This is a genomic window from Bradyrhizobium sp. MI1.4, from assembly GCF_055811315.1.
On record NZ_JBVVPP010000014.1, the window covers coordinates 1 to 23,748 of the forward strand.

The following is a 23,748-nucleotide window of genomic DNA, read 5'->3' on the forward strand; positions in this document are numbered from 1 at the left end:
TCTGCATGGGATGCTCCATCGGTTCACATCAGCGACGATGGATGCAATATCCTCGCCGCCGCCCCATAGCATCTCCCTTGGAGGCTTTCGGACGCCGGCCGCCCGGAATGTGCCGCGCCGTCAATCATGCGGCCGGCATCCGAAACCCTTCACACTAGCGGTCCTCGACCGGCCGCGCTCCGCAGGTCAGCTACGGGCCAATCGCGTCGATTTGGCGCTGCGACGGGCGCTCAACGCAGGAACGTCCTCGTAGCTGCCAAGTTGAGCCGCCAAAATCACCTGTGAGGGAGACAAAGTCATGGCCCGCGCAACAGCCCACCCGGATCATCACTGCATCTCGAGCGAAGACATTCAGGGAACCGAGGTGTATGGAGCAGATGGAAAGAATATCGGTGAGATTGATCACCTCATCATCGACAAGGTGTCAGGCCGCGTAGCTTATGCAGTCATGAGCTTCGGCGGATTTGTTGGCTTGGGTCACAGCCACTACCCCATTCCATGGAGCGCTCTGACGTATGATACGTCGATCGAGGGCTTCCGAACCAATATCACAGAGCAACAGCTCAGGGATGCGCCGGAGTTCAGCGATGACTCCTGGCAGGATCGAGATTGGGAAACGCGAACCCACCGGTATTATGGGACACCCACTTACTGGGAAGCGCGAGGTGGCCTATAACGCCAGACGACGCGCCGGAATTTTCCAATCGTGAGTGTCAGCTGAATTGATCGGCGACCCTCGTTGGATGCTGTCGGATCGATCTTCCAATACTAGCATTGAGCTTCGCTGGAAACCGTCCAGCGAAGTTCAGGCGGTTTTGATTGATGAGCCTTGCAGCGAACAACGCCTGCCGCCCGCATCGGAGGCGGAGATGCCGCTCATTGGTTTTGCTCAGCTTCTCTCTAGAGTCAGCCATGGGTCCAAGCGGCCCCCAGCGGGCATTACCGTGAAGGTCCGCTGCGGACCAATTACGGAAGTCCCCAAATTGGGCGCGGCGCTGGGCACTGATCAGGGCGCAGTGGTACCACTCCGTTTGATGATGCCGCGCTCCACGAAGTTCGCTGCATCCTCAGCAGTCATGTTCTGACTACAGAGTCGCCGCACTACGGGGCTTAGCCGCTCGGCGAAGATAACAACCATCATGTTATCCCCGGTGACCTCCCGTTGGCCCATTTGCTCCGCGTGCGACACAGCACGTTGCTCGACCCGCCGGACGCCTCGCCTACGCCGTCCGCAACACCGGCGCCGGCGGCTGCGACGGCCGGATCAGCGCGAATGCGACCTGGATGATGCCGCCGGCCAGCCCCAATGCGACGCCGATGCGCCAGGCCATCGTGTACGAGCCGAGCGCGTCGTAGAGCAGCCCGCCTCCGTACGCACCGAGGAAGCTGCCGATCTGGTGGCTCATGAAGGCGAGGCCCTGGATCATCGCCTGCCAGCGCAGGCCGAACATTTCGGCGACCGCGCCCGCGACCAGCGGTCCGACACCCATCCACAGGAAGCCCATGATGGCGCCGAACAGCAAGGTCGAGGCAGGCGTCGCCGGCAGCATGAAGTACCAGGCCAGCGCCAGCGAGCGCAGGACGTAGATGCCGCCGAGCAGCGCCAGCTTGTTCCAGCGCTGGCCGGCCCAGCCGAAGAACAGCGAGCCGAGCACGTTGAAGCCGCCGATCATCCCGAGCGTCTGCGCGCTCAGCATCGGATCGAGGCCGCAGATCGCGAGATAGGACGGCAGGTGCGTGGTGAGGAACACGAGCTGCATGCCGCAGACGAGATAGGCGCAGGTCATCACCACGAAGGACGCATTGCCGAAGGCGGTCTTCGCTGCAATCATCGCCGTGGCATCGACGATTTCGTCACTCGCGGGCTTCGGCAGCGGGACCGCGTCGACGCGCCCGGCATACCAGGCCGCAGGGATCATCAGCACCGACATCACCACGAAGCCGGCGAGCCCGATGCGCCAGCCAAAGCCCTCGTTGAGCATCTGCCCGATCGGTGCCGACAGCAGCGCGCCGAGCGAGCCCGCGCCGGAGACGATGCCGAGCACGGTAGAACGCACCGTCGCGGGTACCGCGCGCGCCGCCACCGACATCGCGATCGCAGCCGCGGTGCAGGCGAGCGAGGTGCCGATCAGCACGCCAGCGCCGATCATGATGGCGACGAGGCCGTTCGCGGTTGCCATCAGCACCAGGCCCGCGATGTACATGAACGAGCCTGCGATCATGATGGGACGGAAGCCGTAGCGCGTGGTCATCGCGCCTGCGAGCGGCTGGAGAAAGCCCCAGGCGAGGTTTTGCACGGCCAGCGCCAGCGTGAAATCGGAGATCGACAGATGGATGTCGTGGGTCAGCGGCTGCATGAAGATGCCGAGGCTCTGCCGCAGCCCCATGCTCAGCGTCAGCATGATCGAGGCGCCGATCAGGATGGGCAATGTCGGGCGCAGGACCTGCAACAGGGGCATTTTTGTCTCCCTCATCGGCGCGGCGCGAGCGCCGTCGTCTGCAATATCAGTTGATTTTGGTTACACAGACCTGTGTACTTAGGCTATGAATAGCGTGCGCTGTCAAGCAAACAGGACATTCACCGCCGCATGGCTCCCCCGCCCGCCCCACAGACGATGAAAGAGCGGATTCTCGAGACCGCCGACAAGCTATTCTATCTGCAGGGCATTCGCGCCATCGGCGTCGACACCATCGCGGCCGAGATCGGCATCTCCAAGCGCACGCTCTACAACCATTTCCCCTCCAAGGACGCGCTGATCGCGGCCTATCTGGAGCGCCGCTTCGTGCAGCCCCGCCCCTCGGACAAACCCGCGGCCGAGCAAATCCTTGCCACCTTCGATTCGCTGGAGCGCCGCTTCGCCGCAAAAGACTTTCGCGGCTGCCCGTTCGTGAATGCGGTCGCCGAGCTTGGCCCGGCCGACCGCGCCGTGAAGAAGATCGCAATCGCCTTCAAGGAAAGCCGCCGCATCTGGTTTCGCGACCGCCTCAACGAGCTCGGCGTTGCGAACGCGGAGGCGCTCGCAACGCAGCTCGTGCTGCTGGTCGACGGCTCGATCGCGCAGGACCTCGTCCGCGACGACCCCGCAATGGCCCGCGCCGCGAAGGAAGCGGCGACGGTGCTGCTGCGGAATGCGGGGGTGCCGGTGGGAGATCAGACTACGGTGAAGCGAGGCAAGCGGCCGGCCCGGCATCCCTGAAGCAGCTGCAACATCAGAACCCGCCGCTCGCCGCAAGAAGCCCGGATCGGAAAGCACGCACCGCAAGGTCCGTTTGCCGTGCTTCACCTTCGATCTCTTGAAGCGAGTGGACTGAGAGGAACCATCGTCATTTCGGCGTAGTTGACCTTCTTTACACCGGAGAAGGTCATGAATCGAAAATCGCTTCTTCTTACAGCCGCACTGTCCTTCGCTGTTGCCGCTCCCGTCTTCGCACAAGGCGGCGGCGGAGGTGGTGGCGGCGGTGCCGGCGGAGGCGCGGGTGGCGCAGCTGCGAGCGGCGGCGCGTCCGGATCATCCGCCAGCTCAGGCGCAGGCACTGGCACGTCTGGCGCCGCCAATGGAGGCCCCTCGGCGCCATCCGGCATGGGCACAAACGGAACCTCAACCGGCGCTCACACCAACAGCTCTCCAACCAACCCGAACGTTCAGCCCCCGACGCCGAACGGGAATACTGCGAGCACACCGACCACCACCGGCGCGGGCAACACCGCGTTAGGATCGACACAGGCGGGCACGCCAAACGGGACCGACAGGTCCGGTATCACGGCCACCAACGGCGCCAACAGCGACAACAAGGGCCAGATGAGCCCCGCGGAGCAAGCAAGAACGGGGATCAAGACGCTGCCACAGGATCAAACTCCAGGAGCCGTCAGTGCGCCGGGCGTTGGCGTCGGTCATGCGGCGAACGGCTTGCCGATCGGCACGCCCGGTTCGGGGACCAGCAACGTCGATCAGAAGTGACCCGGACTTTCTCCATCTCCACAAGGCCCGCTACGGCGGGCCTTTCGGTGACGTCGTGAAGGGAGTGGACGAGGCCTAGGGCTGCGAGGGCGAGACATGGGGTAAACTTGGCATCAGGCGGCCCTGCCGATACACTGGTTTCTTTTTGGGGCGTGCCCATGATTAGATTTTCGTCGTTGCTGCCAATTTCATTTCTGATCATCTGCACCCCGGCCTGGGCCGACGAGATGAAGATCCAATTCACGTTTGGACCTCCGCGGCCCTGCACCACGGTCTTTCCCAATCCCGAAATCAAGATGAAGAGTGTTCCGCCCGGCACGCGCACGATCGTCGTCAAGTTTCGCAGTGAGAAGAACTACGAGATGGGCGGCCAGGAGATCCCATTTCCCTCAGATAACATCGTGAAGCCGGAGAGCTTACGAACCTGGGGCCCCTGCAATTCCGGCCTGTACACTTACGAGATCATCGCAAAGTCCAGCACCGGCGCGGCCCTGGCCAAGGCAGAATGGTCGGAACCGTATCCTCCCTGACGCGAAGGTGGACGCCCGCTTGTCCGTCGTGGTGTGCGGATTCCTCGCTTGCGGGATGACAGCAGAGTTTGTGGATATTCGGGATGCTAGCAGGATGCTCCTGTTTTGCCCGCCGAGTCAAAGGGCAATGCTGTGCGCATCAGCCGTTTTACAACCGCGTAAGTCATTGATCCGACTAGTGTCGGCTACTGTGCATGGGGTTGTTTTCGCGTTTTTTTTGCGTCGGCCGGTGCGAGCGGCCTCACGCCGCGTGCGACACCACGCGATTGCGGCCGTCGTGCTTGGCGCGGTAGAGCGCGGTGTCGGCGCGCTTGAGCACGTCGCCAACCGCCTCGCCCTTCTGCTCCAGCGTGGTCAGGCCGATCGAGATCGTGACCTCGATGCGCTTGGTGCCCTTGTGGATCGCAAAGGGCTCGCCGGCGATCGAGCGGCGCAGGCGCTCGGCGACCATGCCGGCGACGTGGAGATCGGTCTCCGGCATCACGATGACGAATTCCTCGCCGCCGTAGCGACAGGCCAGGTCGATGCCGCGGATCGACTTGCGCACCCGCACGGCGAATTCGCGCAGCACGTCGTCGCCGGCGTCGTGGCCGTAATTGTCGTTGATCGACTTGAAGTAGTCGATGTCCAGGATCATCAGCGCCAGCGGCTTGCCGCGGGTCGCGGCCTGCTCGGCCAGCGTCGCGAGATGGCTCTCCATGTAGCGGCGATTGTGCAGCCCCGTGAGCGCGTCCGTGATCGCCATCTCGATCGAATTCTGCACGTTGTCGCGCAAATGGTCGGTGTAGCGGCGGCGGCGGATCTGGGTGCGGGCACGTGCCAGCAGCTCGATCTGGTCGATGGGACGCAGGAGATAGTCATTGACGCCGATCTCGAGCCCGCGCAGCAGCCGCGTCGCGTTCTCGGGGTCGGCGATCGCCAGGATCGGCACATGCCGCGTGCGCTCCAGCGAGCGCGCCTGGCTGCACAGCCGCAGGCCGTCGAAATTGTTGAGGTCGAGCGAGACGATCAGCAGATCGTAGTTGCCCTCGGCGGCGTGGAACAGCGCCTCCGTCGGGTTCGGCTCGACGTCGATGGTGTGCTCGGCGGCGAGGATCGTCGCCAGCCGCTCATAGGAGGACTGGCGGTCGTCGACCAGCAGGATACGGCCGCCCTTGCCGGTGTCGGAGATCGCACTGCGCTCGGGCGCCTGCATGCCGATCTCGAGCGAGGTGATTGCGCGCATGCGCAGCTCGTCCGTCATCATCTTCAGCCGGGTCAGCGAGCGCACGCGCGCGATCAGCACGACATCGGAGACGGGTTTTGTCAGGAAATCGTCGGCGCCCGCTTCCAGCCCGCGGTTGCGGTCGGACGGGCTGTCGAGCGCGGTGACCATCACGACGGGAATGTGATGCGTGGCCGGATCGGTCTTGAGGCGGCGGCAGACCTCGAAACCGTCCATGTCCGGCATCATGACGTCGAGCAGGATGATGTCGCATTCGGCGCGGGCGCAGATCGCCAGCGCCTCGGTGCCGTTCGCGGCGGTCATCACGTCGAAATATTCGGCGGACAGGCGGGCTTCGAGCAGCTTGACGTTGGCAGGGACGTCATCGACGACGAGAATACGCGCGGACACTGTGAACTCACTTCCTATCCGATGAAACGTCGGACCGTCTCAATGAATTTGCCGACCGAGATCGGCTTGGACAAATAGGCCTCGCAGCCGCCCTCGCGGATGCGCTCTTCGTCGCCCTTCATCGCGAACGCCGTGACGGCGACGACGGGAATGCTGCGCAGCTCCGGATCGTCCTTGATCCAGCGCGTCACCTCCAGGCCCGAGACCTGCGGCAATTGGATATCCATCAGCACGAGGTCGGGCCGCATCTTGCGAACGAGGTCGAGCGCCTCGTAGCCGTTGCTGGTGCCGGTGGTCTGGTAGCCGTGCGCCTCCAACAGGTCGCGGAAGAGCTTCATGTTGAGCTCGTTGTCTTCCACGATGAGGACGGTCTTAGCCATCCCGCCCTCCTGATTGGTCCGCAGACCGATGCATATGACGCCTCAGGCGCCGGTCGCCGGCGCTTCGAAAACTGGATTCAAACTAGCCTCGAATTCGCTTGAGTTTCGTTAAACCCGAGGGCCGACTTTCTGCGATGTGGTTTCCAGTTGCTTGTCGGGGGTCGCAAGACTTGGGCAAGAGACTTGGGAACGAGACTCGGGCATGGTGGCCCCAAAGTAGACACCGAAAGTTAACGGAAAGGCAAACCGGCCACGTGAAAAAGCCTGTTCACAACCCGCGCGAAGTCGCTGAAATCGTTGCGCTTCAGGCGCTGTCTTTCGTCGCGGGCGAACCCGAGCGGCTGGGCCTGTTCCTGGCCGAGACAGGGGTCGGCCCGGAGATGCTGCGCAATGCCGCCTCGGACCCCAATTTCCTGCTGAGCGTGCTCGATTTCGTGATGCGCGACGACGCCACCGTGCAGGCCTTTGCCAGCGCTGCGGAACTGCATCCGACCAACGTTGCCGCAGCGCGGCAGGTTCTCGGCGACGCGCTCGGCGACCCCAATTGGGAGCGCGACGTGCCGTGACCTCCCTGGAGAGGGCCGGGCCCCGCTGCTTCTGCCGGGATTGTTCGGCCGATCTGGATATGGGCGTGCGGCGCTGTTCCGCCTGCGGTTCCCCCCGCCTCGCCCGCCACCGCGCGCTCGCAAGCCTGACCATCGCCCATATCGACTGCGACGCCTTCTACGCGACCGTCGAGAAGCGCGACAATCCCGACATCGCCGACAAGCCCGTCATCATCGGCGGGGGCAAGCGCGGCGTGGTGTCGGCCGCCTGCTACATCGCCCGCACCTACGGCGTGCGCTCGGCCATGCCGATGTACAAGGCGTTGGAAGCCTGCCCGCATGCCGCCGTGATCCCGCCGGACATGGCGAAATATGTCCGGGTCGGGCGCGAGGTGCGCCAGGCCATGCAGGCGCTGACGCCGCTGGTCGAGCCGCTTTCGATCGACGAGGCGTTCCTCGATCTCTCCGGCACCGAGCGGGTGCACGGCATGATCCCGGCCAAGGTGCTGGCGCGGTTCGCACGCAACATCGAACGCGACATCGGCATCAGCGTCTCGGTCGGCCTCTCCTGCAACAAGTTCCTGGCGAAGATCGCCTCCGACCTCGACAAGCCGCGCGGCTTTGCCGCGCTCGACCAGGAGGAGGCGCGCTTGATGCTGGCGGAAAAGCCGGTCGGCTTCATTTTCGGCGTTGGACCCGCGACGCAGGAGCGTCTGGTGCAACGCGGCTTCCGCATCATCGCGGACCTGCAGAAGGCCGACGAGATCGAGGTGATGCGGCAGTTTCCGAATGACGGCCGCAGGCTGTGGCGACTCGCGCGCGGCATCGACGACCGCCGCGTCGAGCCCGATCGGGGCGCCAAGACGATTTCGAGCGAGACGACGTTCGAGACCGACATCCGGGACTTCGCGACGCTGGAGAAGATTTTGTGGCGGCTGTGCGAAAAGACGTCGTCTCGCCTTAAGAGCAGCGAGCTCGCCGGCCTGACCGTCACGTTGAAGCTGAAGACCGCCGATTTCCGCCAGCGCACCCGCTCGCAGTCGATCACGGCCCCGACGCAGCTTGCCGCGAAGATCTTCGCGATCTGCCGCGAGATGCTGGCGAAAGAGATCGACGGCACCGCCTTCCGCCTGATGGGCGCCGGCGTCAGCGCCCTGCGCGAGGGTTCAGTCGCCGACGACACCGACATGCTCGACCGCCGCGCCGCCCATGCCGAGCGCGCGGTGGACAGCTTGCGCAAGAAATTCGGCAGCGCCGCAGTGATCCGCGGCATCGCGTATGAGGGGCCGGAAAAGGCGCAGGAGTGATGACAGGCGAACGCGACCTCCACGCACTGCTGAGACACATGAAGCCGGAGATGCGGCCGGGCATCTTCGTGTTCTGCACGATCCCGACGAACGAGCCAGTTCCCGCAGCGCTCAGTCCACTGCTGACGTTTTGCGAGCAGGAAGGAACGACGCTGGTGCTCCTGCGCGAAGAGGCCGAAGCGGCAGGACTACGCCACGCATTTGCATCGTGCCTGATCACCCTGACCGTTCACTCCGCACTCGATGCGGTCGGCTTCCTGGCGGCGATCACGGCACGTCTCGCCGCAGCCGGCATCAGCGTGAACGCCGTGTCGGCGTTCCACCACGATCATCTGTTTGTGCCGGCTGACAGGGCGGACAACGCGATGGTTCTTCTGCAGGAGATGTCGCGCACGAGGGAAGTGTAGCCGGATGGAGGATCAATCCGCGACAGCCACCGCTTCGATCTCGATCATCCATTCCGGCGCGGCGAGCGCCGAGACGCCGACCAGCGTGCTCGCCGGCGGCTCCATACCTTCGAAGAAGGCCGAGCGGGCCTTGCCGATGATCGGGCGCAGCTCCGGCTTGTAGTTCACGACGAAGGTCGTGATCTTCACGATATTGGCGTAGCTCGCGCCGGCCGCCTTCAGCGCATGCCCGAGATTCTGCATCACCTGCGTGGTCTGCGCCGCGAGATCGCCCTCGCCGACAATCCGCCCCTCCTCGTCCACCGACACCTGGCCGGAGATGTAGATCGTCCGCGCCCCCGTGGCGGTGACGACATGCGAATAGGCGGGATTGTGATGCAGGCCGCTGGGACGGAGATGATCGAGCTTGGGCATGACGAGCCTCCCGGATGTTTGTGTGGGAGGAGCGTAGCCAGAGACCGCGTTGCAGGCCAGCCCTCAATTGCAGGGCTTGCTGTCCTTCGCGTCGAACTTGCCCATCGCGCCCGAAATCACAAAATCGTTGTAGTCCAACACGAGCTGGCGCGAGACGCCGTTCTCGTAGAGCTCGAACGCCATCGCATAGACCGGCGTCTGCTCGCCTTCTTTCTGCTGGGCCTCGCGGTCGAAATAGCTGACGGTGACGGGCCAGCGCTTGAGCGACTTCATGTGCTCGTCGGACGTCGAGGGATCGGGCGAGCCTTCGCGTTCGGCGGGGATCGGCTGGCCGATCACGGTCAGCGTGTTGTAGACCTTTTGGCCATCGTCGGAGCCGTCATAGACGGAGAGTTCGAGCAGCGACTTGCCGTCCTTGGCGGCGGCAATGATGCGCTGGATCTGTTCGGTCGGGAATACGATCTTGCCGTCGAGCGTAAAGCTCTTCGGGGCGGGCAGCTTCAGCTTGACGTTGATGTGGTCGCCGTCGCGCTCAGCCGAGCCGTCGACCCGGCCGGCATCCGCCTCGTTCATCCGCGTCTCGATCTTGAAGCGGTAGCTTTTGCCGCCGGCGTCCTCCCAGGAATTGGAGCGGAGGTCGCTGAGCGTGACCTTGCCCTCGCCGCTGTCGAGCTCGGAAACCTGGCGGAATTCGGAGGTGTAGCCCTCGCACGAACTTCCGGTGAAATTGTAGAGGATGCGGCCGCGCGCGCTGTTGATCGAATTGGAGCGCGATTTCACCAAGCTCAAATCATAGAGTGCCTGATGCGCGAGAAACGGACCGTTCGCGGCCAACGCCCCGCCTCCGGGGCCGAGAGCGGCCGCCGCGAGCACCGTCACACCGAGCGAAGTCCGGAAAAGGTGCAGCATGTCTGGTTCCTGAGGAAAGCGCAGATTCGACATTTTAATGACCGTTCCATTGCGTCGCAACTGAGGCCGTTTCACGTAAAGTTGCGGCCTTTGCGTTGAACCTCCTGCCCTGCCTCAACAAAATGCCACCCCCGACGGTTGCTTGCATGTGGCGGCACGATGGGCGAAACAGGGCCCGCCAGGCTGCGACGGATTGCCCGGCGGATGGATTTTTGGACAATGAGGTCGGACATGGCGGGCACGGTCGAGCAGAAGCTGGCGGAACAGGGCATCAAACTGCACGAGGCCCCCACCCCCGTGGCCAATTACGTCCCGTTCGTGCGCACCGGTAATCTGCTGTTCGTCTCGGGCCAGGTTTGCTTCGATCCCGCCGGCAAGCTGATCGCCAAGGGCAAGCTCGGCGCCGGCGTGACCGTCGAAGACGGCGCCGCGGCTGCCCGCGGCTGCGCCGTCAACCTGCTGGCCCAGGTCAAGGCGGCGCTGGGCGACCTCGACAAGGTCGTGCGCGTGGTGCGCCTCGGCGGCTTCATCAACTCGGCGCCGGACTTCCTGGATGGCCCGAAGGTCCTCAACGGCGCCTCCGACCTGATGGTCGCCGCCTTTGGCGACAAGGGCCGTCATGCCCGCACCACTGTCGGCGTCGCCTCCCTGCCCGCGGATGCGGCGGTCGAGGTCGAAGGCGTGTTTGAGGTCGCCTGAGGCGAATGCGCGCTCCTGATTGGCTGACAGCCCGCCCGGTCGCCCATCGCGGCCTGCACGACATTTCCCGCGGCATCGTCGAGAACATGCCGGGCGCGGTCCAGGCTGCAATTGCGGGCAATTTCTCCATCGAGGTCGACATCCAACTCGCCGCCGACGGCGAGGCCATGGTGCATCACGACCATGCGCTCGGCCGCCTGACCGAGGCCACCGGCCCGCTGGTCGAGAAAACCGCCACTGAACTGAAGGCGCTCACGTTCAAGGACACGGCCGAGCGGATGATGTCGCTCAGCGACCTCTGCGCCCTTGTTGGCGGCCGCGTGCCGCTGGTGATCGAGGTTAAGAGCCGTTTTGACCGCGACCGCAAGCTGGTGAAGCGGATGGCCGAGGTGCTCGCGTCCTATGATGGCCCAGCGGTCGGCATGTCGTTCGACCCGGACCAGGTGCTGGCGCTGCGCGAGCTGCTGCCATCCCGCCCCCGCGGCATCGTCGCGCAACGGAGCTATCAGGACGACTACTGGGCTCACCTGACGCAGCAGCAGCGCGACAGCATGCTGTACCTGCGCCACGGCTTTCAGACCCAGCCGCAGTTCGTCGCCTTCAGGGTCGACGACCTGCCCGCCCCCGCCCCCTGGATCGCCCGCAATGTGTTCGGCTGCGCTCTACTGGGCTGGACCGTGCGTACGACCGAGCAGCGGACGCGGGTCGCGCAATATGCGGATCAGATGATCTTCGAGGGCTTCGTACCCTAGGCTTGATGTTTCCCACTCTTGAAGTCGCTGCTGCAATGCACGATCTTGGGCACGATGGCACCATCCGAAATCACCCTTGAGGCCGTACCTTCCATTGGCGAAGTATCGCCGGACGACTGGGACGCCTGCGCTAATCCCGGCGGCAAGTCTTGTAATGGGCATGGCAAGGGAACCTCATCCGGACTTCCAGGGGATTCCCTCGGCCTCTCAAAGCCCGGCTATAACCCCTTCGTCTCCCACGCGTTTTTATCGGCCGTTGAGAAATCGGGTTCGGCCACGATCCGCACCGGCTGGGGACCGCGGCATCTCGTGGCGAAGGTCGACGGTCGCGTCGCCGGCGTCGTGCCCTGCTATCTGAAATCGCACTCGCAAGGCGAATATGTCTTCGACCGCGGCTGGGCCGATGCCTATGAGCGCGCCGGCGGGCGGTACTATCCGAAGCTGCAGGTTTCGGTTCCCTTCACGCCGGCGACGGGACCGCGGCTGCTGGTCCGCGACGGCGTTGACCGCGAGCACATCATGGAAGCGCTGGCGAGCGGGCTGGTGGCGCTGTGCGGTGTCAGCAAGGCTTCCTCGGTGCACGTCACTTTCGCCCGCGAGGCGGAGTGGAAGCTGCTCGCCGAGCACGGCTTCCTCCAGCGCACCGACCAGCAGTTCCATTGGCACAACGAAGGCTTTGCGAGTTTCGACGATTTCCTGGCGACGCTGAACTCCCGCCACCGCAAATCGATCAAGCGCGAACGGCGCGATGCGCTGGCTGCCGGGGTCACCATCCGCTGCCTCACGGGCAAGGACATCACCGAAGATGCCTGGGACGCCTTCTTTCAATTCTACATGGAGACCGGCTCGCGCAAATGGGGCCGCCCTTATCTGACGCGGGAATTCTTCTCGCTGATCGGCGAAACCATGAGCCAGGACGTGCTGCTGGTCATGGCACGCCGCAACGATCGCTGGATCGCAGGCGCGATCAACTTCATCGGCTCGGACACGCTGTTCGGCCGCAACTGGGGTGCGGTCGAGCATCATCCCTTCCTGCATTTCGAGGTCTGCTATTACCAGGCGATCGACTTCGCCATCAAACGCGGTTTGGCGAATGTCGAAGCCGGCGCGCAGGGCGAGCACAAGATCGCACGCGGCTACCTGCCGCGGACCACCCACTCCGCTCACTTCATCGCCGATCCCGGCTTGCGCCGCGCCATCGACGATTACCTCAAGCGCGAGCGCGCCTATGTTGCGGAAGCCGGACGGGAGCTGGCCGAGCTCGGCCCGTTCCGCAAAGGCGCCGACGAGGCGCCTTGACGGTTCGTTGCGGCTGGTGACAGTAAGCGCAAAATTCCAGGGAGCCGCCGCCATGACCGCCTACGACCCCGACAACATCTTCGCGAAGATCCTCCGCGGTGAATTCCCCTGCCACAAGGTTTACGAGGATGAGCACGTGCTCGCCTTTCTCGACATCATGCCGCGGGTACCGGGCCACACGCTGGTGATTCCAAAAGCTCCTGCCCGCAACATCCTCGACATCAAGCCGGACGACTACGCCCACGTCGCCCGCGGCGCACACAAAATCGCTGCCGCAGCGATGACGGCGTTCAAGGCCGACGGCATCACCGTGCAGCAGTTCAACGAGGCGGCCGGCGGACAGGTGGTGTTTCATCTCCACATGCACGTGATGCCGCGCCACGACGGCGTGGCGATGCTTCCGCCCGCCAGCCGCAAGGAAGACGTCAAGGTGCTGGAAGAGAACGCGACCAAGCTGATCGCGGCGTTGAAGGCGGGCTGACGCTCTCCACTCGTCATTCCGAGCGCAGCGAAGCAATCCAGACTGCCTCCGCGGCTACAGTCTGGATTGCTTCGTCGCAAGAGCTCCTCGAAATGACGGAGGAGACACTTCACTCCGTCTGAAAATCTCCCGGCTGCGGGGCGGCCAGCGGCGTGAACTCGCAACGATCTGGTTTGATGTCGATCAGCGGCGTGTTGTCGAGGCAATCGAGCCCGCGCACCAGAATCGCGTTGCGTTCGATGCCGACCAGCTTCACGATCGACGTGCCGATCGGATTAGGGCGTACCGGCGAGCGCAGCGAAAACGTGCCGCGGGTCTTCTCGTTGTTCTTAGGGCTTTGCAGGACGATGTCGCGGCGCGACTTGTCGAGCCAGTAAAGCACTTCGAGATTGCTGTAGAAATCGACGCCCTTGATCGCCGGCACGAACGGCTCGAAGATCTCGAGCCGACATATCGGGCCGTCTGTCCGGCCCTGCCGCGGGGTCTCCATCCGCGAGCTCCAGGGCGTGCGGATGCGGCCGATGAAGACGAGGCCGGCATCTTGCGTCGGCGGCAGCTCGATGGAGACTTCACCCTCGCGGAGCTGGTTTTCGCGAACCATGTGTCCAATTCCCTGCTGTTCGCCGGCGGTTTTAGCCCAACCACCACTTGCCGGCCAGCATGAAGACTTCGCCCGCGACCACGCCCGCGAAGATCGAGCGGCGGGCCAGCAGGAAGACGACGAGGCCGGCGCCGACCGCACCGTAGCGCAGGGCGTCCGGCACGCTCGCAAGCGCCCCGGGGGGCTCGACCACGATCTGGGCGATGACGCCGGCCAGGATCGCCGTGGCGACCGCCCGTACCCAGACCAGAAGCTCGGAGCCCTCGTCGATGCCGCCGCCGAACCACAGGCCCAGCATGCGCCATATCTGGTTGGGAACAACGCCGGCGACGAACAGCACCGCCAGCGCGTGCCAGTCGCCGATGAGCTGCGCAAAGTTCATGCCCGCACCTCCCGCCACCAATGCACGCCATAGGCAATCGTGCCCGCTACGAGCCCGCTGACGAGGATGTCGAGGCCGGAATTGATCTTCGCGGCCAGTGGATACAGCAATATGCCCAGCGCGAGGGCGACGACATCGGCGACCTCGCGGCTGTTGCGTGCGGTCGAGAACAGGAAGGACAGCGGCGTCAGCAAAAGGATCGCCGCGCCAAGCGTCTGAGTCAGATTGGCGGCAAGGAAATAGCCGACCGCATTGGCGGTGAGACACACCGAGACAAGACCGAAGCCAAGTCCGTTGACGAAGGCGATCCGGCGTTCACGCGGTACCTGCGGCAGGAAGCGATGGCATTCGACCCACAGTGTCACCGCGGTGAGATGCGCCGCGAAAAACAGCTCGCGCCGTTTCGTCGTCGGCGTGCGCATCAACGGCAGCACCGAGACCACCATCGGAAACAGCCGGATCGCACTGACGGTGACCGCGATCGCGGACTGGACGATCGTCGCGCCGGAGCCAAGCGTGGTGATCAGGATGATCTGCGCCGGACCTGCCCAGACGAACAGCGTCGAGCAGAGCGCCCAGAGCAGGCTGAAATGTGTGTCGTGGGCGAGCGCGCCGATGCCGAGATAGGTCACGAACAGCACGAGCGTGAGGATGGTCTGCGTGATCGAGCGCAGCCCCCACGCAAAGGCGCGCCAGGGACTTTGCCATTGAGGTGAATCGAGCGGAGGAAGCGCCACGGGGAGTCTTGGCCGGATGAGGAATCGTGCCCGCATAACGGGCAATGCGGCGCCTCGCGTCAAGAAAGCGCACGGCGGGGCTGGCATGCACGCTGGGACAGATGCCCTACCCGCTCACACCGCGATTCTTCAGCACGAAGCACGCCCCGCCGGCCTTGCGGATGCGACCGCAGAGTTCATCCGCCTCGCTCCGCGTATCGGCGCCGATGCGCACCTGGTAGAAGGCGCGCGTGCCGCGGCTGCGCATCACCGAGCTGAGCAGGCTCGGATCACGTTCGCCGATCGCGGCGCTCAGCCGCGTGACCGCGCGGGAGTACATTGCCAGCGCCCGGTTGCGGTCAAAGCCCGCGGCGAGCTGCACGCCCCAGATCTTTGCAGCCGCAAGCTCCACATGCTGCTCGAGCTCGGCGACGAAGGCATTCGGCGCGCGCTTCAAAAGTGCCATCAGATCGCGGCAGCTTGTCGGTGGCGCGCTCGGCGGCCCCTTGCCGGTCGCGCCTGCCTTGGCCCACGCATCGACGCTCGTGCCGGTGATCGCAAGAACGTAATTGCGGGTCTGCTCGGGCATGCCGCCGGTGCCGGCGAGCCATTCCTGCACCCGGCGCGGCCCGGCATTGTAGGCGGCCGCCGCCAGCCCGAGATTGCCGAACTGGTTGCGCAGCTCGTTCAGGAATTCCGCCGACTTCGGCAGCGCCTGCACCGGATTGAAGGGATTGAGCAGCCCGCGCTCGCTCGCGGTGCCCGGCATGAATTGCGCGATCCCCTGCGCCCGCTCGCCGCTGCGCGTCACCGGCCCGACCGCATCGGTCTGGAAGTGGCTTTCCTGCCAGATCACGCGGGCGAAGAACTCCAGCGGAAGATTGGCATCGCGCGCCGCGGCCTCGATGATCAGGCAGATCGATTCCCGCGTGTCGCTCTCCCGCGCACCGGGCTTCTCCGGCTGCACAGCGAGTTCTTCGACGCTGGGGATGGCAACGTCGGTCTTGGCGGGCGAACTGTCCCATGCCGCGGCCTGGGTCGACGAGACAAGCAGCGCGGAGATGATGCACATCGCAATCTGCACCCATCGCGCGCAGGCACGGCGGTAGCGCGCCTCGGCGCGGCATGCGACAGTGTGATCAACAATGTTGTGGCATCGTGCCATGGTTCGAGGGTCGCCAATATTATGCTGCCTGACCTGCTTCTCCCAATGCGTTACCCCGCCAAACGGATCCGCGCGATCCTTGTCCTCGCCGCGCTCATCCTGAGCGTCGCGCCAGCCGCCGCGCAGGTGACGTCTCAAGTCGCGTCTCAAGTCAATTGGCGGATGACCACGGAATACCCTGAGAATAACATCTCCGGGATTGGGCTGGCGACTTTCGCCAGCCGCGTCTCCGACCGTACCCACGGCTTCGTGACCGTGACTAACGCCTTCGACAACCAGCTCAAGATCAACTCGGGCGAGATGCCGCGCGCGGCGCTGGACGGCCGGATCGCGGGCGGCGATGCCTTCGCGGGCGCGCTCTCGGGCCTCGACCCTGTGCTCGGATTGTCCACCCTGCCTTTTCTCGTGCAATCGGTGGATCTCGCCCGGGCCACCAATCTGCGGGCGCGACCGCTCTATGAGAAGGCGCTGGCTGCGCGCGGCCTCAAGCTGCTCTATGTGACGATCTGGCCGGCCACGGGCCTCTGGTCGGAGCAGTCGCTCGACGGTGCTGACGACCTGCCGAAACTGAACCTGCGAACCTACGATGCCAATTCCACCGAGGTCATGCGCGCAGCCGGCGCGAACGCGCAATTCCTGCCGATGGATGCGGCGCTCGCCGGACTGAGGGAACACCGGCTGAATGCCTTCCTCACCTCCGGCGACGGCGGCGCGGGACGCAAATTGTGGGACTTCCTGCCGCATTTCACGGCCATCAACTACGCGATGCCAATCTCGATCGCCTTCGTCCGCAGCGACGCCTTTGCCGAACTGTCCGAACCGATGCAGCGCGAGGTGCTGGCGGCGGCGGCCGAGACTGAGCAGAGCCAGTTGGCGCTATTGAGCCACCGCACCATCGAGAACTATGCGCGCATGCGCGACAATGGCGTCCATATCGCCGAGCCGGCGCCTGCGTCCCTTGTCACGGAGCTGCGGAAGGCAGCAACGGGCGCGATCACCGCCTGGGAAACCCGGGCAGGCGCGGAGGCGACCGCCATCGTTGAATGGGCGAGACAGCAATGAGGGAGCGGTAGCGGCGCTCCGCTGGTCTCGCTGCCTACCGCCTTAGTTTTTGACCGCAACCGGGATTTCGCCCCGGATGGCGCGGTCGAGGGCATCAATCAGCGCCTGGATCTCGATAAACTTGTTGCGCGCTCGCTCGGCCGTGTCGCGCACAAAGGGGGCGGCCAGCACTTTCGCATGCGCGTCCCTGTCCTCGATCATGCGCTCACGGGCCTTCTTCAGGGTTTCAAGTCGCTCGCTCATCCGGCCTCTCCTGAAAAAATCGTCTCGATCCCTCGTCCGGACTCGTTGATCGACGAGCGCGGCGAACGAGCAACCCTCAACAGCCCCGGCAGATGTTCTTCAGCTTCGCCGCGGTTCTGGCCTCTTCCGCCACGAACGGGTCCTTGTAGGCAGCACGGGACCCATCGCCTTCCGCAGCAGCGGGCTTTTTTTCCTTCGGAGGAAACGCAGCATCGTAGCAGGCGAGACGTCCGCTCGTGCTTTCGATCGCCCGGCAGTCCGGTCCTGCCGCGACAGCGCCTTGCGACAGTGTGCCAAGTATCAATGTGCCAAGCATCAATGCGACGAGAAGCGCTCTCCGGCGGATCCAGTCGACCAGACGAAATCGAGTCATGCACGCTCCTGCTCAGTCGGCGGGAGCGCTGGTGACCCTCAGTCACCGGTCGATGCCAATGGAAGGCGGTGATGGCGCGACTGTACGCTTCCCTCCCGCGAATAGCGAGCTTTAAGGGATACGCGGTATCGGGGAAGGCGATTTTCGGCGTGACAATGGTTGCGCGTTTGCCTTGGCCCCCGGCCTCGTTTAGGTCAGGCAATAGGCGGCGGTATCAACACAGGCGCGACAATATGGTGACCATTTATTTCGATCTCGACGGCACGCTGACCGACCCGAAGCCCGGGATCACGCGCTCGATCCAGTACGCCCTGGAGCGGCTCAACGTTGCGGTTCCGAGCGAGGACGAGCTGACCTGGTGCATCGGGCCGCCACTGCATGCCAGCCTGCAAAAGCTCACGGGCAGCGCGGAACTCGCCGACCGGGCGCTGCTGCTCTATCGCGAGCGCTTCAGCGACGTCGGCCTGTTCGAGAACGAAGCCTATGCCGGCATCACAGACACCCTGACAACGCTTGCCGCGACAACACCGCGCATGTTCGTGGCGACCAGCAAGCCCGCGGTCTACGCCACCCGTATCGTCGAGCATTTTGGCCTGAAACCGTATTTCGAGCGGGTGTTCGGCTCCGAACTCGACGGCACGCGCGTCGACAAGCGCGACCTGCTGCGCTACGCGCTCGACGAAGCCAGGGTCGATCCCGCCAGCGCGATCATGGTCGGCGACCGCAGCCATGACGTGGTCGGCGCCCGCACCAACGGCATGACCGCGATCGGCGTGCTCTATGGCTACGGCAGCGAGACCGAGCTGCGGGACGCCGGCGCGCATCACATCTGCGCCGCGCATCCCGAGCTGCTCGGCCATTGCGTGATCTAACTCTATCAAGCGGCGACGCTCTCCACCGCCGCCAGCATGCCGGTCTTGGCGTGACAGTTCAGGTACTCGAAGAACTGCTCGTCGGCAGCAGCCACGGTGACCTCGTGGTAGAGCCGCAGTTTTGCCGAGGGGCCGAGCGTCGACAGGTACTTCATCGCGGCTCCGAATATCTTGACGTGAGTCGGATGCGACTCCGCCCACCGCTCCAGCGCCGCCAGGCTCTTCCACCAGCTTTGACCGTAGGACTTTTCACTCGCGTCCCCGCCGGCTGCGAGCACGCGCATGTAACGGTTGGTGTAACAGCCGATGCCAAGCCCCTCATCGCGCAGGAAATCCATGCCCTCGCGCAACACCGGTTCGACCTCGTCGAGATAGAGCTTTCGCTCCGAGGCCTCGGTATCGCTCCAATCCTGGCCTGATCGGATCAGGCAAAGATTGTCGTGCGCCTGCACGCGCAGTCGCGCGCCATCGCGGATCAGCTCGGGATTGCCGCCCGGCGACATCGGATCGGTCTGTGACAGCGGGATGCGGTCGCGCATGCCGCCCCAATAGGCGTGCTCCTGCACCTCGCCGCTCATGCCGCCGGCGATTGCGGCGACGCCCTCGGGCCGGCCGAGCGAGGAAAACAGCGTCTCGTGCCGCGCCACCGTAGGGCGCAGCACCTCGATGAAAGTGCCGATGCCCTCGGGCTGCGTTCCGGTCCATGCCTCGCGCGCCGCTGCAAACCATTTGTCGAACCGCGCAATGTCGTCCCAATAGGCCACCGAGATGACGTTCTCGTAGCCTGCCTGATCAACATATTGCGCCCGGTCCCAATGCGAAGGACCGCCTTCCGCGGCAAACCGCGCCGCGATTTCGGCGAGAGCGTCCGTTGCAGCAGCTACCGCCGTGCCGCGATATTGAAGGCCGAAATAGGCCATCACGACCCGGTTCACGGCAGGCTTATAGCGCGCCACGAAAGACGGGTATGGCGGCTGGTAATCGTCGGGCACGCGCTTGTGGCGCGTGCGCGGGCTCTCGAGATGCAGAGGAATTGCGGATTCCATGATCGTGCCTCCCCTCGATTGCGGCGATCAGCTCGCCGCCGCGGCAATGTCCGTGGGCTCGACGGTGTCGACCGGCAGCGCAAACTGCTCGACGCGCTGGTATCGCTTCTTGTTGAGCAGGAGCCGCGTCACGTCGGGGCGCGAATAGTGCCCGGCTGGATCAGCGGCGTTCTTGGCGACGCCGATGGCGCCAAGATCGATCTCGGCGATCAAGAGGCCCTCCTGGTCCGGCGCGAGCTTGTCGCCGATCTGGCTGCCATCGGGGCCGTAGATCGCAGCGAAGCCGCCGCCGGCATGCAGCAGCGCGTGCTTGTCCGGCCGATCACAGAGCTCGTCGATCATGGCTTGCGAGACCGTCGCGCAAGGCGCGAGCACGAAGCAGGAGCCCTCGACCGCATAGACGCGCGAGGCGGCGTTATTCACCTCGGCGCCGAGCGCCGGCGCGAAAGGATCGTAGAGCGAAAAGCTCGGCCAGGCCGCGACATGGACCTGCTCGTTCTGGGCATACATGGCGTATTTCGACAGCGGCTGGAGATGCTCCCAGCAGCACAGGGCGCCGATGCGGCCGATGTCGGACCGCGCGTGCACGGCGAGATCGCTGCCGTCGCCCTCGCCATAGACCGTGCGCTCGGCATGGGTCGGCCGCAACTTGCGGCGCTTTGCGATGGTCTCGCCATCGGGCCCGATCAGCCATTGCGCCAGATAGAGACTGCCGCCGTCGCGCTCGGACAGACCGAGCACGGCAGTGAGCTTGGCCTTGCGCACGGCGTCGCGCAGCCGCTCGGCCTGCAGACTGTCATAGGACAGCGAATTGTCGAAATAGCGCTGCACGAAGCCACGACCGATCGCCCAAGCCGGCGAATCCATCCAGATGTGCCAGGGGTAGCCGGGGATGAAGGCTTCCGGAAAAGCGATCAGCTTGGCGCCCTTCTCGGCGGCGTCCCTGATCAGGGCGATCGACTTGTCGATCGAGGCGTCGAGATCGAGCCAGGCGGGCGCCGCCTGCACCACCGCGACCTTGTATTTCGGATGTTCGATGCCCATTCCCGCCTCCCTTGCCGGTTGATCGGAAGCCAGGTCCGATGCAGTCTATTTGACCAAGCCGGGCGGCGGGCGCTCGACCGCGGCGGAACAAAAACTCGACCGGACGGGATTCACCGACCCGGTACGGGATTTGCCTTCGTCAGTCGGGACCAGCGCCGACACGCGATTTTGCGGGATGTGAAAGGGAGGCTCTGCAGATGCCAATCCAGTTCACCACGGACGACAGCCCAGGCCACCGCCGGCTTGCGCTCTGGCAGGATATCGTTTGCGACGTCTTCGTCGGGCTCGACTGCAGGTCCGATCTTGGCAGCGCCTTTCGCGGCACGGTCACCCGGGCGCCACTGGGCAAGGCGGAATGCTCCGAGGTCTGCTCCGACCGTCAACACGTGTTGCGCACGCCGTCGCGCATCGCGCGCTCGGATCAGGACTTCATCCTGATCGCGCTCGGCAATCGCGGCGCCGGCGGCGTGGTGCAGGACGGCCGCGAGGCCGTGGTCAGTCCGGGAGAGTTTGCGCTCTATGACACCACCCGTCCCTACGAGCTGAAATTCGACGGCATCTTCACGCAGACCATCTTCAAGGTGCCGCGCGAGATGCTGCAGCGCCGGCTCGGCGCGACCGAAACTCTTACTGCCACCTCTTTCGGGCCGGACTCGCCACTGCAGAGGATCGCCTACGATTTCATCTACCGGCTCTGCCAGAGCGCGGATCAGATCGATCCGCACCACGCCGCCGCTCTGTCGGAACAGGCCGTCGATGTCCTGGCGATGGCGCTGGGCGAGCGGCTGGGCAAGACGCCGCTGCCGTCCTCGACGCATCGCTCCGCCCTGCTCTACCGATTGAAGGCGCATATCCGGGCTCATCTTGCCGATCCCGACCTCTCGCTGTCAGAGACCGCAGCGGCGCTCGGCATCTCGTCCCGCTATGTCAACGATCTCCTCGCTGACGAGGACACCTCGTTCCAGCGCTACGTCCTCGGTGAGCGCCTCGCTCAATGCAGGCGCGACCTCGCCTCCCCCGTGCTCGCTCACCGCCACATCAGCGAGATCGCCTTCGCCTGGGGCTTCAACGACCTCTCGCATTTCGGCCGCGTCTTCCGCGAGCATTTCGGGATGTCACCGCGCGACTTCCGGCAGAGCCAGTCGCGGCATTGACGTCCGGGCAGCCAATGGCCCGAGCCTTCGCTTCAGGCGAAGGCCGTGCTCGTGAATTCCAGATTGTCAGGTGCTGCAGCCGGGATCAGGCTCTGCACATGAGAACCAACGCCACGATAAGCGGATCGGAAGTCTTGCTCGGCGTGATCGCGATCCGGCTCGCGGTGCTTGTTGCGGTGGGCTGGAGCCTGACGCTCCTGCCGCGGCCGGCGCGCGAGAGCGAGGCCACCTGCCTTCAATCACCAGTAACGAGGGGCGCGGCTCGGCTTCCGGCGACGACGGCCAGCCCGCGCGTGACTGACGCGGCATTCGATGACATGCGTCTGCACGACTAGGCCGTTTCCAAGCAAGGCCGGTATGTGAGCGCGAGGTAGGACACGGCGCAGCCTTGCATTACGATCCGGCACAGAGGTCGCGGGGATCAATCAGCGGCCAGCCGAGGAGCAAATCGATGGAATACCGACGCTTGGGCCGCTCGGGCCTCATGGTGCCCGCCTTGAGTCTTGGGACCGGCACCTTCGGCGGCGTGGGCCGCCTCGCTGCGTGGGGCACCACCGACGCGACCGAAGCCCGGCGCCTTCTGGATATCTGCCTCGATGCCGGCGTGTCGATGTTCGACACCGCGAACGTCTATTCGCTCGGCGAGTCCGAGCGCGTTCTCGGCGAAGCCATCAAGGGCCGCCGCGACAAGGTTTTGGTTTCGACCAAGGCGACGTTCCGCTTCGGCGACGGCCCCAACGACATCGGGTCGTCGCGGCAGCATCTGCTTACAGCCATCGACGCTTCGCTGAGCCGGCTCGGCACCGACTACATCGACCTGTTCCAGCTTCACGGCTTCGACGCCTTCACCCCGCCTGAAGAGGTGCTCGCGACTCTCGATGTGCTCGTGCGCGCCGGCAAGATCCGCTACGTGGGCGTGTCGAACTTTTCGGGCTGGCACCTGATGAAATCGCTTGGCGTTGCCGACAAGCATGGCTTCCCGCGTTACGTCGCCAACCAGACCTATTATTCACTGATCGGGCGCGACTACGAATGGGAGCTGATGCCGCTCGGCCTCGACCAGGGCCTCGGCGCGGTGGTCTGGTCGCCGCTCGGATGGGGACGCCTCACCGGAAAGATCCGCCGCGGCCAGCCAAAGCCTGACGTAAGCCGCTTGCCCAAGACGGCCGAGTTCGGCCCGCCCGTGCCGGACGAGCACGTCTATCGCGTCGTCGATGCGATCGACGAGGTCGCCAGGGAAACGGGCAAGAGCGTCTCGCAGATCGCGCTGAACTGGCTGCTGCAGCGTCCGACCGTCTCGACGCTGATCATCGGCGCGCGCAACGAGACGCAGCTGCGCGAAAATCTCGGCGCGGTCGGCTGGTCATTGACCAAGGACCAGATCGCCAAGCTCGATGCGGCGAGCAAGGTGACGCTGCCCTATCCTTACTGGCACCAGCGCACAACTTTCACCGACCGCAATCCGCCGGCGGTGTAGAGACCGGCACGCCGGCGCAGTCCGGCTTGAGCTGCATCAAGCCGGCCCGCGCCGACAGTGGCATCGTGCGCTCACGCGAGGCAGCCGATGCGCCGATTTGCCATGAAGGCCCTGTTCACCGCTCTCAATCTCAACCGCGCCGAGCGGAGCGGATCGATTGGGAGCGCACCATCCTGATCGTCTCGACCGCGGTGACGGTTGGGCTCGGCGCGCTCTATGTGTTCGGGAAGTCGACCTCCCGCTGGTGAGCCGCGAGGCCGTGCCGACCCATGCCCGCGGTGCCGGGAGACCCGCTCCCGGCGCAGGAACCGCCCGT

30 protein-coding genes are annotated in these 23,748 nt (G+C 64.7%); 17 read left to right on the plus strand and 13 right to left on the minus strand.

The window, feature by feature from the left end:
• Positions 1–298 precede the first annotated feature (298 nt).
• The gene (locus AC0L23_RS17790) at positions 299–676 is read left to right on the plus strand and encodes a PRC-barrel domain-containing protein (protein ID WP_018455153.1); all 378 of its coding nucleotides are present in this window, start codon (positions 299–301) and stop codon (positions 674–676) included.
• 544 nt (positions 677–1,220) lie between these two features.
• On the opposite strand, the gene AC0L23_RS17795 is transcribed toward AC0L23_RS17790, so the two are convergent.
• On the minus strand, positions 1,221–2,459 hold the full coding sequence (locus AC0L23_RS17795) for an MFS transporter (protein WP_018455154.1): 1,239 nt from the start codon (positions 2,457–2,459) through the stop codon (positions 1,221–1,223).
• 129 nt (positions 2,460–2,588) lie between these two features.
• Here AC0L23_RS17795 and AC0L23_RS17800 point away from each other — a divergent pair, with 129 nt between their 5' ends.
• From AC0L23_RS17800 to AC0L23_RS17810, 3 genes are all read left to right on the plus strand, one after another.
• Positions 2,589–3,197 (plus strand): TetR/AcrR family transcriptional regulator, encoded by a 609-nt coding sequence (locus tag AC0L23_RS17800; protein WP_026232890.1) that lies wholly within the window; start codon positions 2,589–2,591, stop codon positions 3,195–3,197.
• Positions 3,198–3,365: 168 nt separating this feature from the next.
• Positions 3,366–3,959 carry a hypothetical protein gene (locus AC0L23_RS17805; protein ID WP_473357174.1) on the plus strand — a complete coding sequence of 198 codons (594 nt, stop codon included), beginning with the start codon at positions 3,366–3,368 and terminating at the stop codon, positions 3,957–3,959.
• Between the two features lie 158 nt (positions 3,960–4,117).
• A complete protein-coding gene (locus AC0L23_RS17810; RefSeq protein WP_473357175.1) occupies positions 4,118–4,489 on the plus strand; it encodes a hypothetical protein in 372 nt (123 codons plus the stop codon).
• A gap of 241 nt (positions 4,490–4,730) precedes the next feature.
• Here AC0L23_RS17810 and AC0L23_RS17815 read toward each other — a convergent pair whose 3' ends face one another.
• Positions 4,731–6,104, minus strand: a complete 1,374-nt coding sequence (locus AC0L23_RS17815; protein WP_085360959.1) for a PleD family two-component system response regulator — start codon at positions 6,102–6,104, stop codon at positions 4,731–4,733.
• A 14-nt stretch (positions 6,105–6,118) separates the two neighbouring features.
• Positions 6,119–6,484, minus strand: coding sequence for a response regulator (locus AC0L23_RS17820; RefSeq protein WP_007603272.1), 366 nt, complete (start codon positions 6,482–6,484; stop codon positions 6,119–6,121).
• A 254-nt stretch (positions 6,485–6,738) separates the two neighbouring features.
• On the opposite strand from AC0L23_RS17820, the gene AC0L23_RS17825 reads away from it, so the two are divergent.
• From AC0L23_RS17825 to AC0L23_RS17835, 3 genes are read left to right on the plus strand one after another with little or no spacing between them, the layout of a single operon-like run.
• The gene (locus tag AC0L23_RS17825) at positions 6,739–7,050 is read left to right on the plus strand and encodes a DUF3572 domain-containing protein (protein WP_018455159.1); all 312 of its coding nucleotides are present in this window, start codon (positions 6,739–6,741) and stop codon (positions 7,048–7,050) included.
• Entirely contained in the window at positions 7,047–8,336 is a 1,290-nt protein-coding gene (locus AC0L23_RS17830) for a DNA polymerase IV (protein ID WP_026232892.1), read from the plus strand. The genes AC0L23_RS17825 and AC0L23_RS17830 overlap by 4 nt, the downstream gene beginning before the upstream one ends.
• On the plus strand, positions 8,336–8,743 hold the full coding sequence (locus AC0L23_RS17835; protein ID WP_018455161.1) for an ACT domain-containing protein: 408 nt from the start codon (positions 8,336–8,338) through the stop codon (positions 8,741–8,743). The genes AC0L23_RS17830 and AC0L23_RS17835 overlap by 1 nt, the downstream gene beginning before the upstream one ends.
• Before the next feature lie 12 nt (positions 8,744–8,755).
• Here the strand turns inward: AC0L23_RS17835 and AC0L23_RS17840 are convergent, their stop codons facing one another.
• Complete coding sequence (locus AC0L23_RS17840) at positions 8,756–9,157, minus strand: RidA family protein (RefSeq protein ID WP_007603265.1); 402 nt, start codon at positions 9,155–9,157, stop codon at positions 8,756–8,758.
• A 63-nt stretch (positions 9,158–9,220) separates the two neighbouring features.
• Positions 9,221–10,066 carry a cell envelope integrity EipB family protein gene (locus AC0L23_RS17845; RefSeq protein ID WP_161494861.1) on the minus strand — a complete coding sequence of 282 codons (846 nt, stop codon included), beginning with the start codon at positions 10,064–10,066 and terminating at the stop codon, positions 9,221–9,223.
• A gap of 231 nt (positions 10,067–10,297) precedes the next feature.
• On the opposite strand from AC0L23_RS17845, the gene AC0L23_RS17850 reads away from it, so the two are divergent.
• From AC0L23_RS17850 to AC0L23_RS17865, 4 genes are read left to right on the plus strand one after another with little or no spacing between them, the layout of a single operon-like run.
• Positions 10,298–10,765 carry a RidA family protein gene (locus AC0L23_RS17850; RefSeq protein WP_085360953.1) on the plus strand — a complete coding sequence of 156 codons (468 nt, stop codon included), beginning with the start codon at positions 10,298–10,300 and terminating at the stop codon, positions 10,763–10,765.
• A 5-nt stretch (positions 10,766–10,770) separates the two neighbouring features.
• Positions 10,771–11,517, plus strand: a complete 747-nt coding sequence (locus AC0L23_RS17855; protein ID WP_085360951.1) for a glycerophosphodiester phosphodiesterase — start codon at positions 10,771–10,773, stop codon at positions 11,515–11,517.
• Between the two features lie 54 nt (positions 11,518–11,571).
• A complete protein-coding gene (locus tag AC0L23_RS17860) occupies positions 11,572–12,816 on the plus strand; it encodes a GNAT family N-acetyltransferase (protein WP_085360971.1) in 1,245 nt (414 codons plus the stop codon).
• Between the two features lie 52 nt (positions 12,817–12,868).
• Positions 12,869–13,297, plus strand: a complete 429-nt coding sequence (locus AC0L23_RS17865) for an HIT family protein (protein ID WP_018455165.1) — start codon at positions 12,869–12,871, stop codon at positions 13,295–13,297.
• Positions 13,298–13,406: 109 nt separating this feature from the next.
• Here the strand turns inward: AC0L23_RS17865 and tsaA are convergent, their stop codons facing one another.
• From tsaA to AC0L23_RS17885, 4 genes are all read right to left on the minus strand, one after another.
• Positions 13,407–13,898 carry a tRNA (N6-threonylcarbamoyladenosine(37)-N6)-methyltransferase TrmO gene (gene tsaA / locus AC0L23_RS17870; RefSeq protein WP_085360949.1) on the minus strand — a complete coding sequence of 164 codons (492 nt, stop codon included), beginning with the start codon at positions 13,896–13,898 and terminating at the stop codon, positions 13,407–13,409.
• 31 nt (positions 13,899–13,929) lie between these two features.
• Positions 13,930–14,280 carry an AzlD domain-containing protein gene (locus AC0L23_RS17875; protein WP_085351380.1) on the minus strand — a complete coding sequence of 117 codons (351 nt, stop codon included), beginning with the start codon at positions 14,278–14,280 and terminating at the stop codon, positions 13,930–13,932.
• Complete coding sequence (locus tag AC0L23_RS17880) at positions 14,277–15,017, minus strand: AzlC family ABC transporter permease (RefSeq protein WP_085351379.1); 741 nt, start codon at positions 15,015–15,017, stop codon at positions 14,277–14,279. The genes AC0L23_RS17875 and AC0L23_RS17880 overlap by 4 nt, the downstream gene beginning before the upstream one ends.
• Positions 15,018–15,123: 106 nt before the next feature.
• Entirely contained in the window at positions 15,124–16,068 is a 945-nt protein-coding gene (locus tag AC0L23_RS17885) for a lytic transglycosylase domain-containing protein (protein WP_162496523.1), read from the minus strand.
• A gap of 114 nt (positions 16,069–16,182) precedes the next feature.
• Here AC0L23_RS17885 and AC0L23_RS17890 point away from each other — a divergent pair, with 114 nt between their 5' ends.
• Positions 16,183–17,223: a TRAP transporter substrate-binding protein gene (locus AC0L23_RS17890; RefSeq protein ID WP_085360945.1), complete on the plus strand. Its 1,041-nt coding sequence runs from the start codon at positions 16,183–16,185 to the stop codon at positions 17,221–17,223.
• Positions 17,224–17,265: 42 nt separating this feature from the next.
• Here the strand turns inward: AC0L23_RS17890 and AC0L23_RS17895 are convergent, their stop codons facing one another.
• Positions 17,266–17,466 (minus strand): hypothetical protein, encoded by a 201-nt coding sequence (locus AC0L23_RS17895; protein WP_018455171.1) that lies wholly within the window; start codon positions 17,464–17,466, stop codon positions 17,266–17,268.
• A gap of 76 nt (positions 17,467–17,542) precedes the next feature.
• Positions 17,543–17,839: a hypothetical protein gene (locus AC0L23_RS17900; RefSeq protein WP_085351377.1), complete on the minus strand. Its 297-nt coding sequence runs from the start codon at positions 17,837–17,839 to the stop codon at positions 17,543–17,545.
• Positions 17,840–18,072: 233 nt separating this feature from the next.
• On the opposite strand from AC0L23_RS17900, the gene AC0L23_RS17905 reads away from it, so the two are divergent.
• Positions 18,073–18,711, plus strand: coding sequence for an HAD family hydrolase (locus AC0L23_RS17905; protein WP_018455173.1), 639 nt, complete (start codon positions 18,073–18,075; stop codon positions 18,709–18,711).
• 5 nt (positions 18,712–18,716) lie between these two features.
• Here the strand turns inward: AC0L23_RS17905 and AC0L23_RS17910 are convergent, their stop codons facing one another.
• Both AC0L23_RS17910 and AC0L23_RS17915 read right to left on the minus strand, forming a co-directional pair.
• Positions 18,717–19,757 (minus strand): phenylacetaldoxime dehydratase family protein, encoded by a 1,041-nt coding sequence (locus AC0L23_RS17910; protein ID WP_085360943.1) that lies wholly within the window; start codon positions 19,755–19,757, stop codon positions 18,717–18,719.
• 27 nt (positions 19,758–19,784) lie between these two features.
• Positions 19,785–20,801 (minus strand): carbon-nitrogen hydrolase family protein, encoded by a 1,017-nt coding sequence (locus AC0L23_RS17915; protein ID WP_018455175.1) that lies wholly within the window; start codon positions 20,799–20,801, stop codon positions 19,785–19,787.
• Between the two features lie 197 nt (positions 20,802–20,998).
• On the opposite strand from AC0L23_RS17915, the gene AC0L23_RS17920 reads away from it, so the two are divergent.
• The 4 genes from AC0L23_RS17920 (at position 20,999) to AC0L23_RS17935 (ending at position 23,680) form a co-directional block, all read left to right on the plus strand.
• Entirely contained in the window at positions 20,999–21,955 is a 957-nt protein-coding gene (locus AC0L23_RS17920) for an AraC-like ligand-binding domain-containing protein (RefSeq protein WP_085360941.1), read from the plus strand.
• 98 nt (positions 21,956–22,053) lie between these two features.
• On the plus strand, positions 22,054–22,290 hold the full coding sequence (locus tag AC0L23_RS17925; protein ID WP_026232896.1) for a hypothetical protein: 237 nt from the start codon (positions 22,054–22,056) through the stop codon (positions 22,288–22,290).
• 116 nt (positions 22,291–22,406) lie between these two features.
• Entirely contained in the window at positions 22,407–23,432 is a 1,026-nt protein-coding gene (locus AC0L23_RS17930) for an aldo/keto reductase (protein WP_085351373.1), read from the plus strand.
• Between the two features lie 26 nt (positions 23,433–23,458).
• A complete protein-coding gene (locus AC0L23_RS17935) occupies positions 23,459–23,680 on the plus strand; it encodes a hypothetical protein (protein WP_162496372.1) in 222 nt (73 codons plus the stop codon).
• Positions 23,681–23,748: the final 68 nt, after the last annotated feature.

What these genes read in the sequence shown, in the direction of transcription:
- AC0L23_RS17790 (WP_018455153.1), top strand. Translation starts at nt 299, where the DNA reads ATGGCCCGCGCAACAGCCCACCCGGATCATCACTGCATCTCGAGCGAA.
- AC0L23_RS17795 (WP_018455154.1), bottom strand. Translation starts at nt 2,459, where the DNA reads ATGCCCCTGTTGCAGGTCCTGCGCCCGACATTGCCCATCCTGATCGGC.
- AC0L23_RS17800 (WP_026232890.1), top strand. Translation starts at nt 2,589, where the DNA reads ATGGCTCCCCCGCCCGCCCCACAGACGATGAAAGAGCGGATTCTCGAG.
- AC0L23_RS17805 (WP_473357174.1), top strand. Translation starts at nt 3,366, where the DNA reads ATGAATCGAAAATCGCTTCTTCTTACAGCCGCACTGTCCTTCGCTGTT.
- AC0L23_RS17810 (WP_473357175.1), top strand. Translation starts at nt 4,118, where the DNA reads ATGATTAGATTTTCGTCGTTGCTGCCAATTTCATTTCTGATCATCTGC.
- AC0L23_RS17820 (WP_007603272.1), bottom strand. Translation starts at nt 6,484, where the DNA reads ATGGCTAAGACCGTCCTCATCGTGGAAGACAACGAGCTCAACATGAAG.
- AC0L23_RS17835 (WP_018455161.1), top strand. Translation starts at nt 8,336, where the DNA reads ATGACAGGCGAACGCGACCTCCACGCACTGCTGAGACACATGAAGCCG.
- AC0L23_RS17840 (WP_007603265.1), bottom strand. Translation starts at nt 9,157, where the DNA reads ATGCCCAAGCTCGATCATCTCCGTCCCAGCGGCCTGCATCACAATCCC.
- AC0L23_RS17845 (WP_161494861.1), bottom strand. Translation starts at nt 10,066, where the DNA reads ATGCTGCACCTTTTCCGGACTTCGCTCGGTGTGACGGTGCTCGCGGCG.
- AC0L23_RS17850 (WP_085360953.1), top strand. Translation starts at nt 10,298, where the DNA reads ATGGCGGGCACGGTCGAGCAGAAGCTGGCGGAACAGGGCATCAAACTG.
- AC0L23_RS17855 (WP_085360951.1), top strand. Translation starts at nt 10,771, where the DNA reads ATGCGCGCTCCTGATTGGCTGACAGCCCGCCCGGTCGCCCATCGCGGC.
- AC0L23_RS17860 (WP_085360971.1), top strand. Translation starts at nt 11,572, where the DNA reads ATGGCACCATCCGAAATCACCCTTGAGGCCGTACCTTCCATTGGCGAA.
- AC0L23_RS17865 (WP_018455165.1), top strand. Translation starts at nt 12,869, where the DNA reads ATGACCGCCTACGACCCCGACAACATCTTCGCGAAGATCCTCCGCGGT.
- tsaA (WP_085360949.1), bottom strand. Translation starts at nt 13,898, where the DNA reads ATGGTTCGCGAAAACCAGCTCCGCGAGGGTGAAGTCTCCATCGAGCTG.
- AC0L23_RS17875 (WP_085351380.1), bottom strand. Translation starts at nt 14,280, where the DNA reads ATGAACTTTGCGCAGCTCATCGGCGACTGGCACGCGCTGGCGGTGCTG.
- AC0L23_RS17885 (WP_162496523.1), bottom strand. Translation starts at nt 16,068, where the DNA reads ATGTGCATCATCTCCGCGCTGCTTGTCTCGTCGACCCAGGCCGCGGCA.
- AC0L23_RS17890 (WP_085360945.1), top strand. Translation starts at nt 16,183, where the DNA reads ATGCTGCCTGACCTGCTTCTCCCAATGCGTTACCCCGCCAAACGGATC.
- AC0L23_RS17895 (WP_018455171.1), bottom strand. Translation starts at nt 17,466, where the DNA reads ATGAGCGAGCGACTTGAAACCCTGAAGAAGGCCCGTGAGCGCATGATC.
- AC0L23_RS17900 (WP_085351377.1), bottom strand. Translation starts at nt 17,839, where the DNA reads ATGACTCGATTTCGTCTGGTCGACTGGATCCGCCGGAGAGCGCTTCTC.
- AC0L23_RS17905 (WP_018455173.1), top strand. Translation starts at nt 18,073, where the DNA reads ATGGTGACCATTTATTTCGATCTCGACGGCACGCTGACCGACCCGAAG.
- AC0L23_RS17910 (WP_085360943.1), bottom strand. Translation starts at nt 19,757, where the DNA reads ATGGAATCCGCAATTCCTCTGCATCTCGAGAGCCCGCGCACGCGCCAC.
- AC0L23_RS17915 (WP_018455175.1), bottom strand. Translation starts at nt 20,801, where the DNA reads ATGGGCATCGAACATCCGAAATACAAGGTCGCGGTGGTGCAGGCGGCG.
- AC0L23_RS17920 (WP_085360941.1), top strand. Translation starts at nt 20,999, where the DNA reads ATGCCAATCCAGTTCACCACGGACGACAGCCCAGGCCACCGCCGGCTT.
- AC0L23_RS17925 (WP_026232896.1), top strand. Translation starts at nt 22,054, where the DNA reads ATGAGAACCAACGCCACGATAAGCGGATCGGAAGTCTTGCTCGGCGTG.
- AC0L23_RS17930 (WP_085351373.1), top strand. Translation starts at nt 22,407, where the DNA reads ATGGAATACCGACGCTTGGGCCGCTCGGGCCTCATGGTGCCCGCCTTG.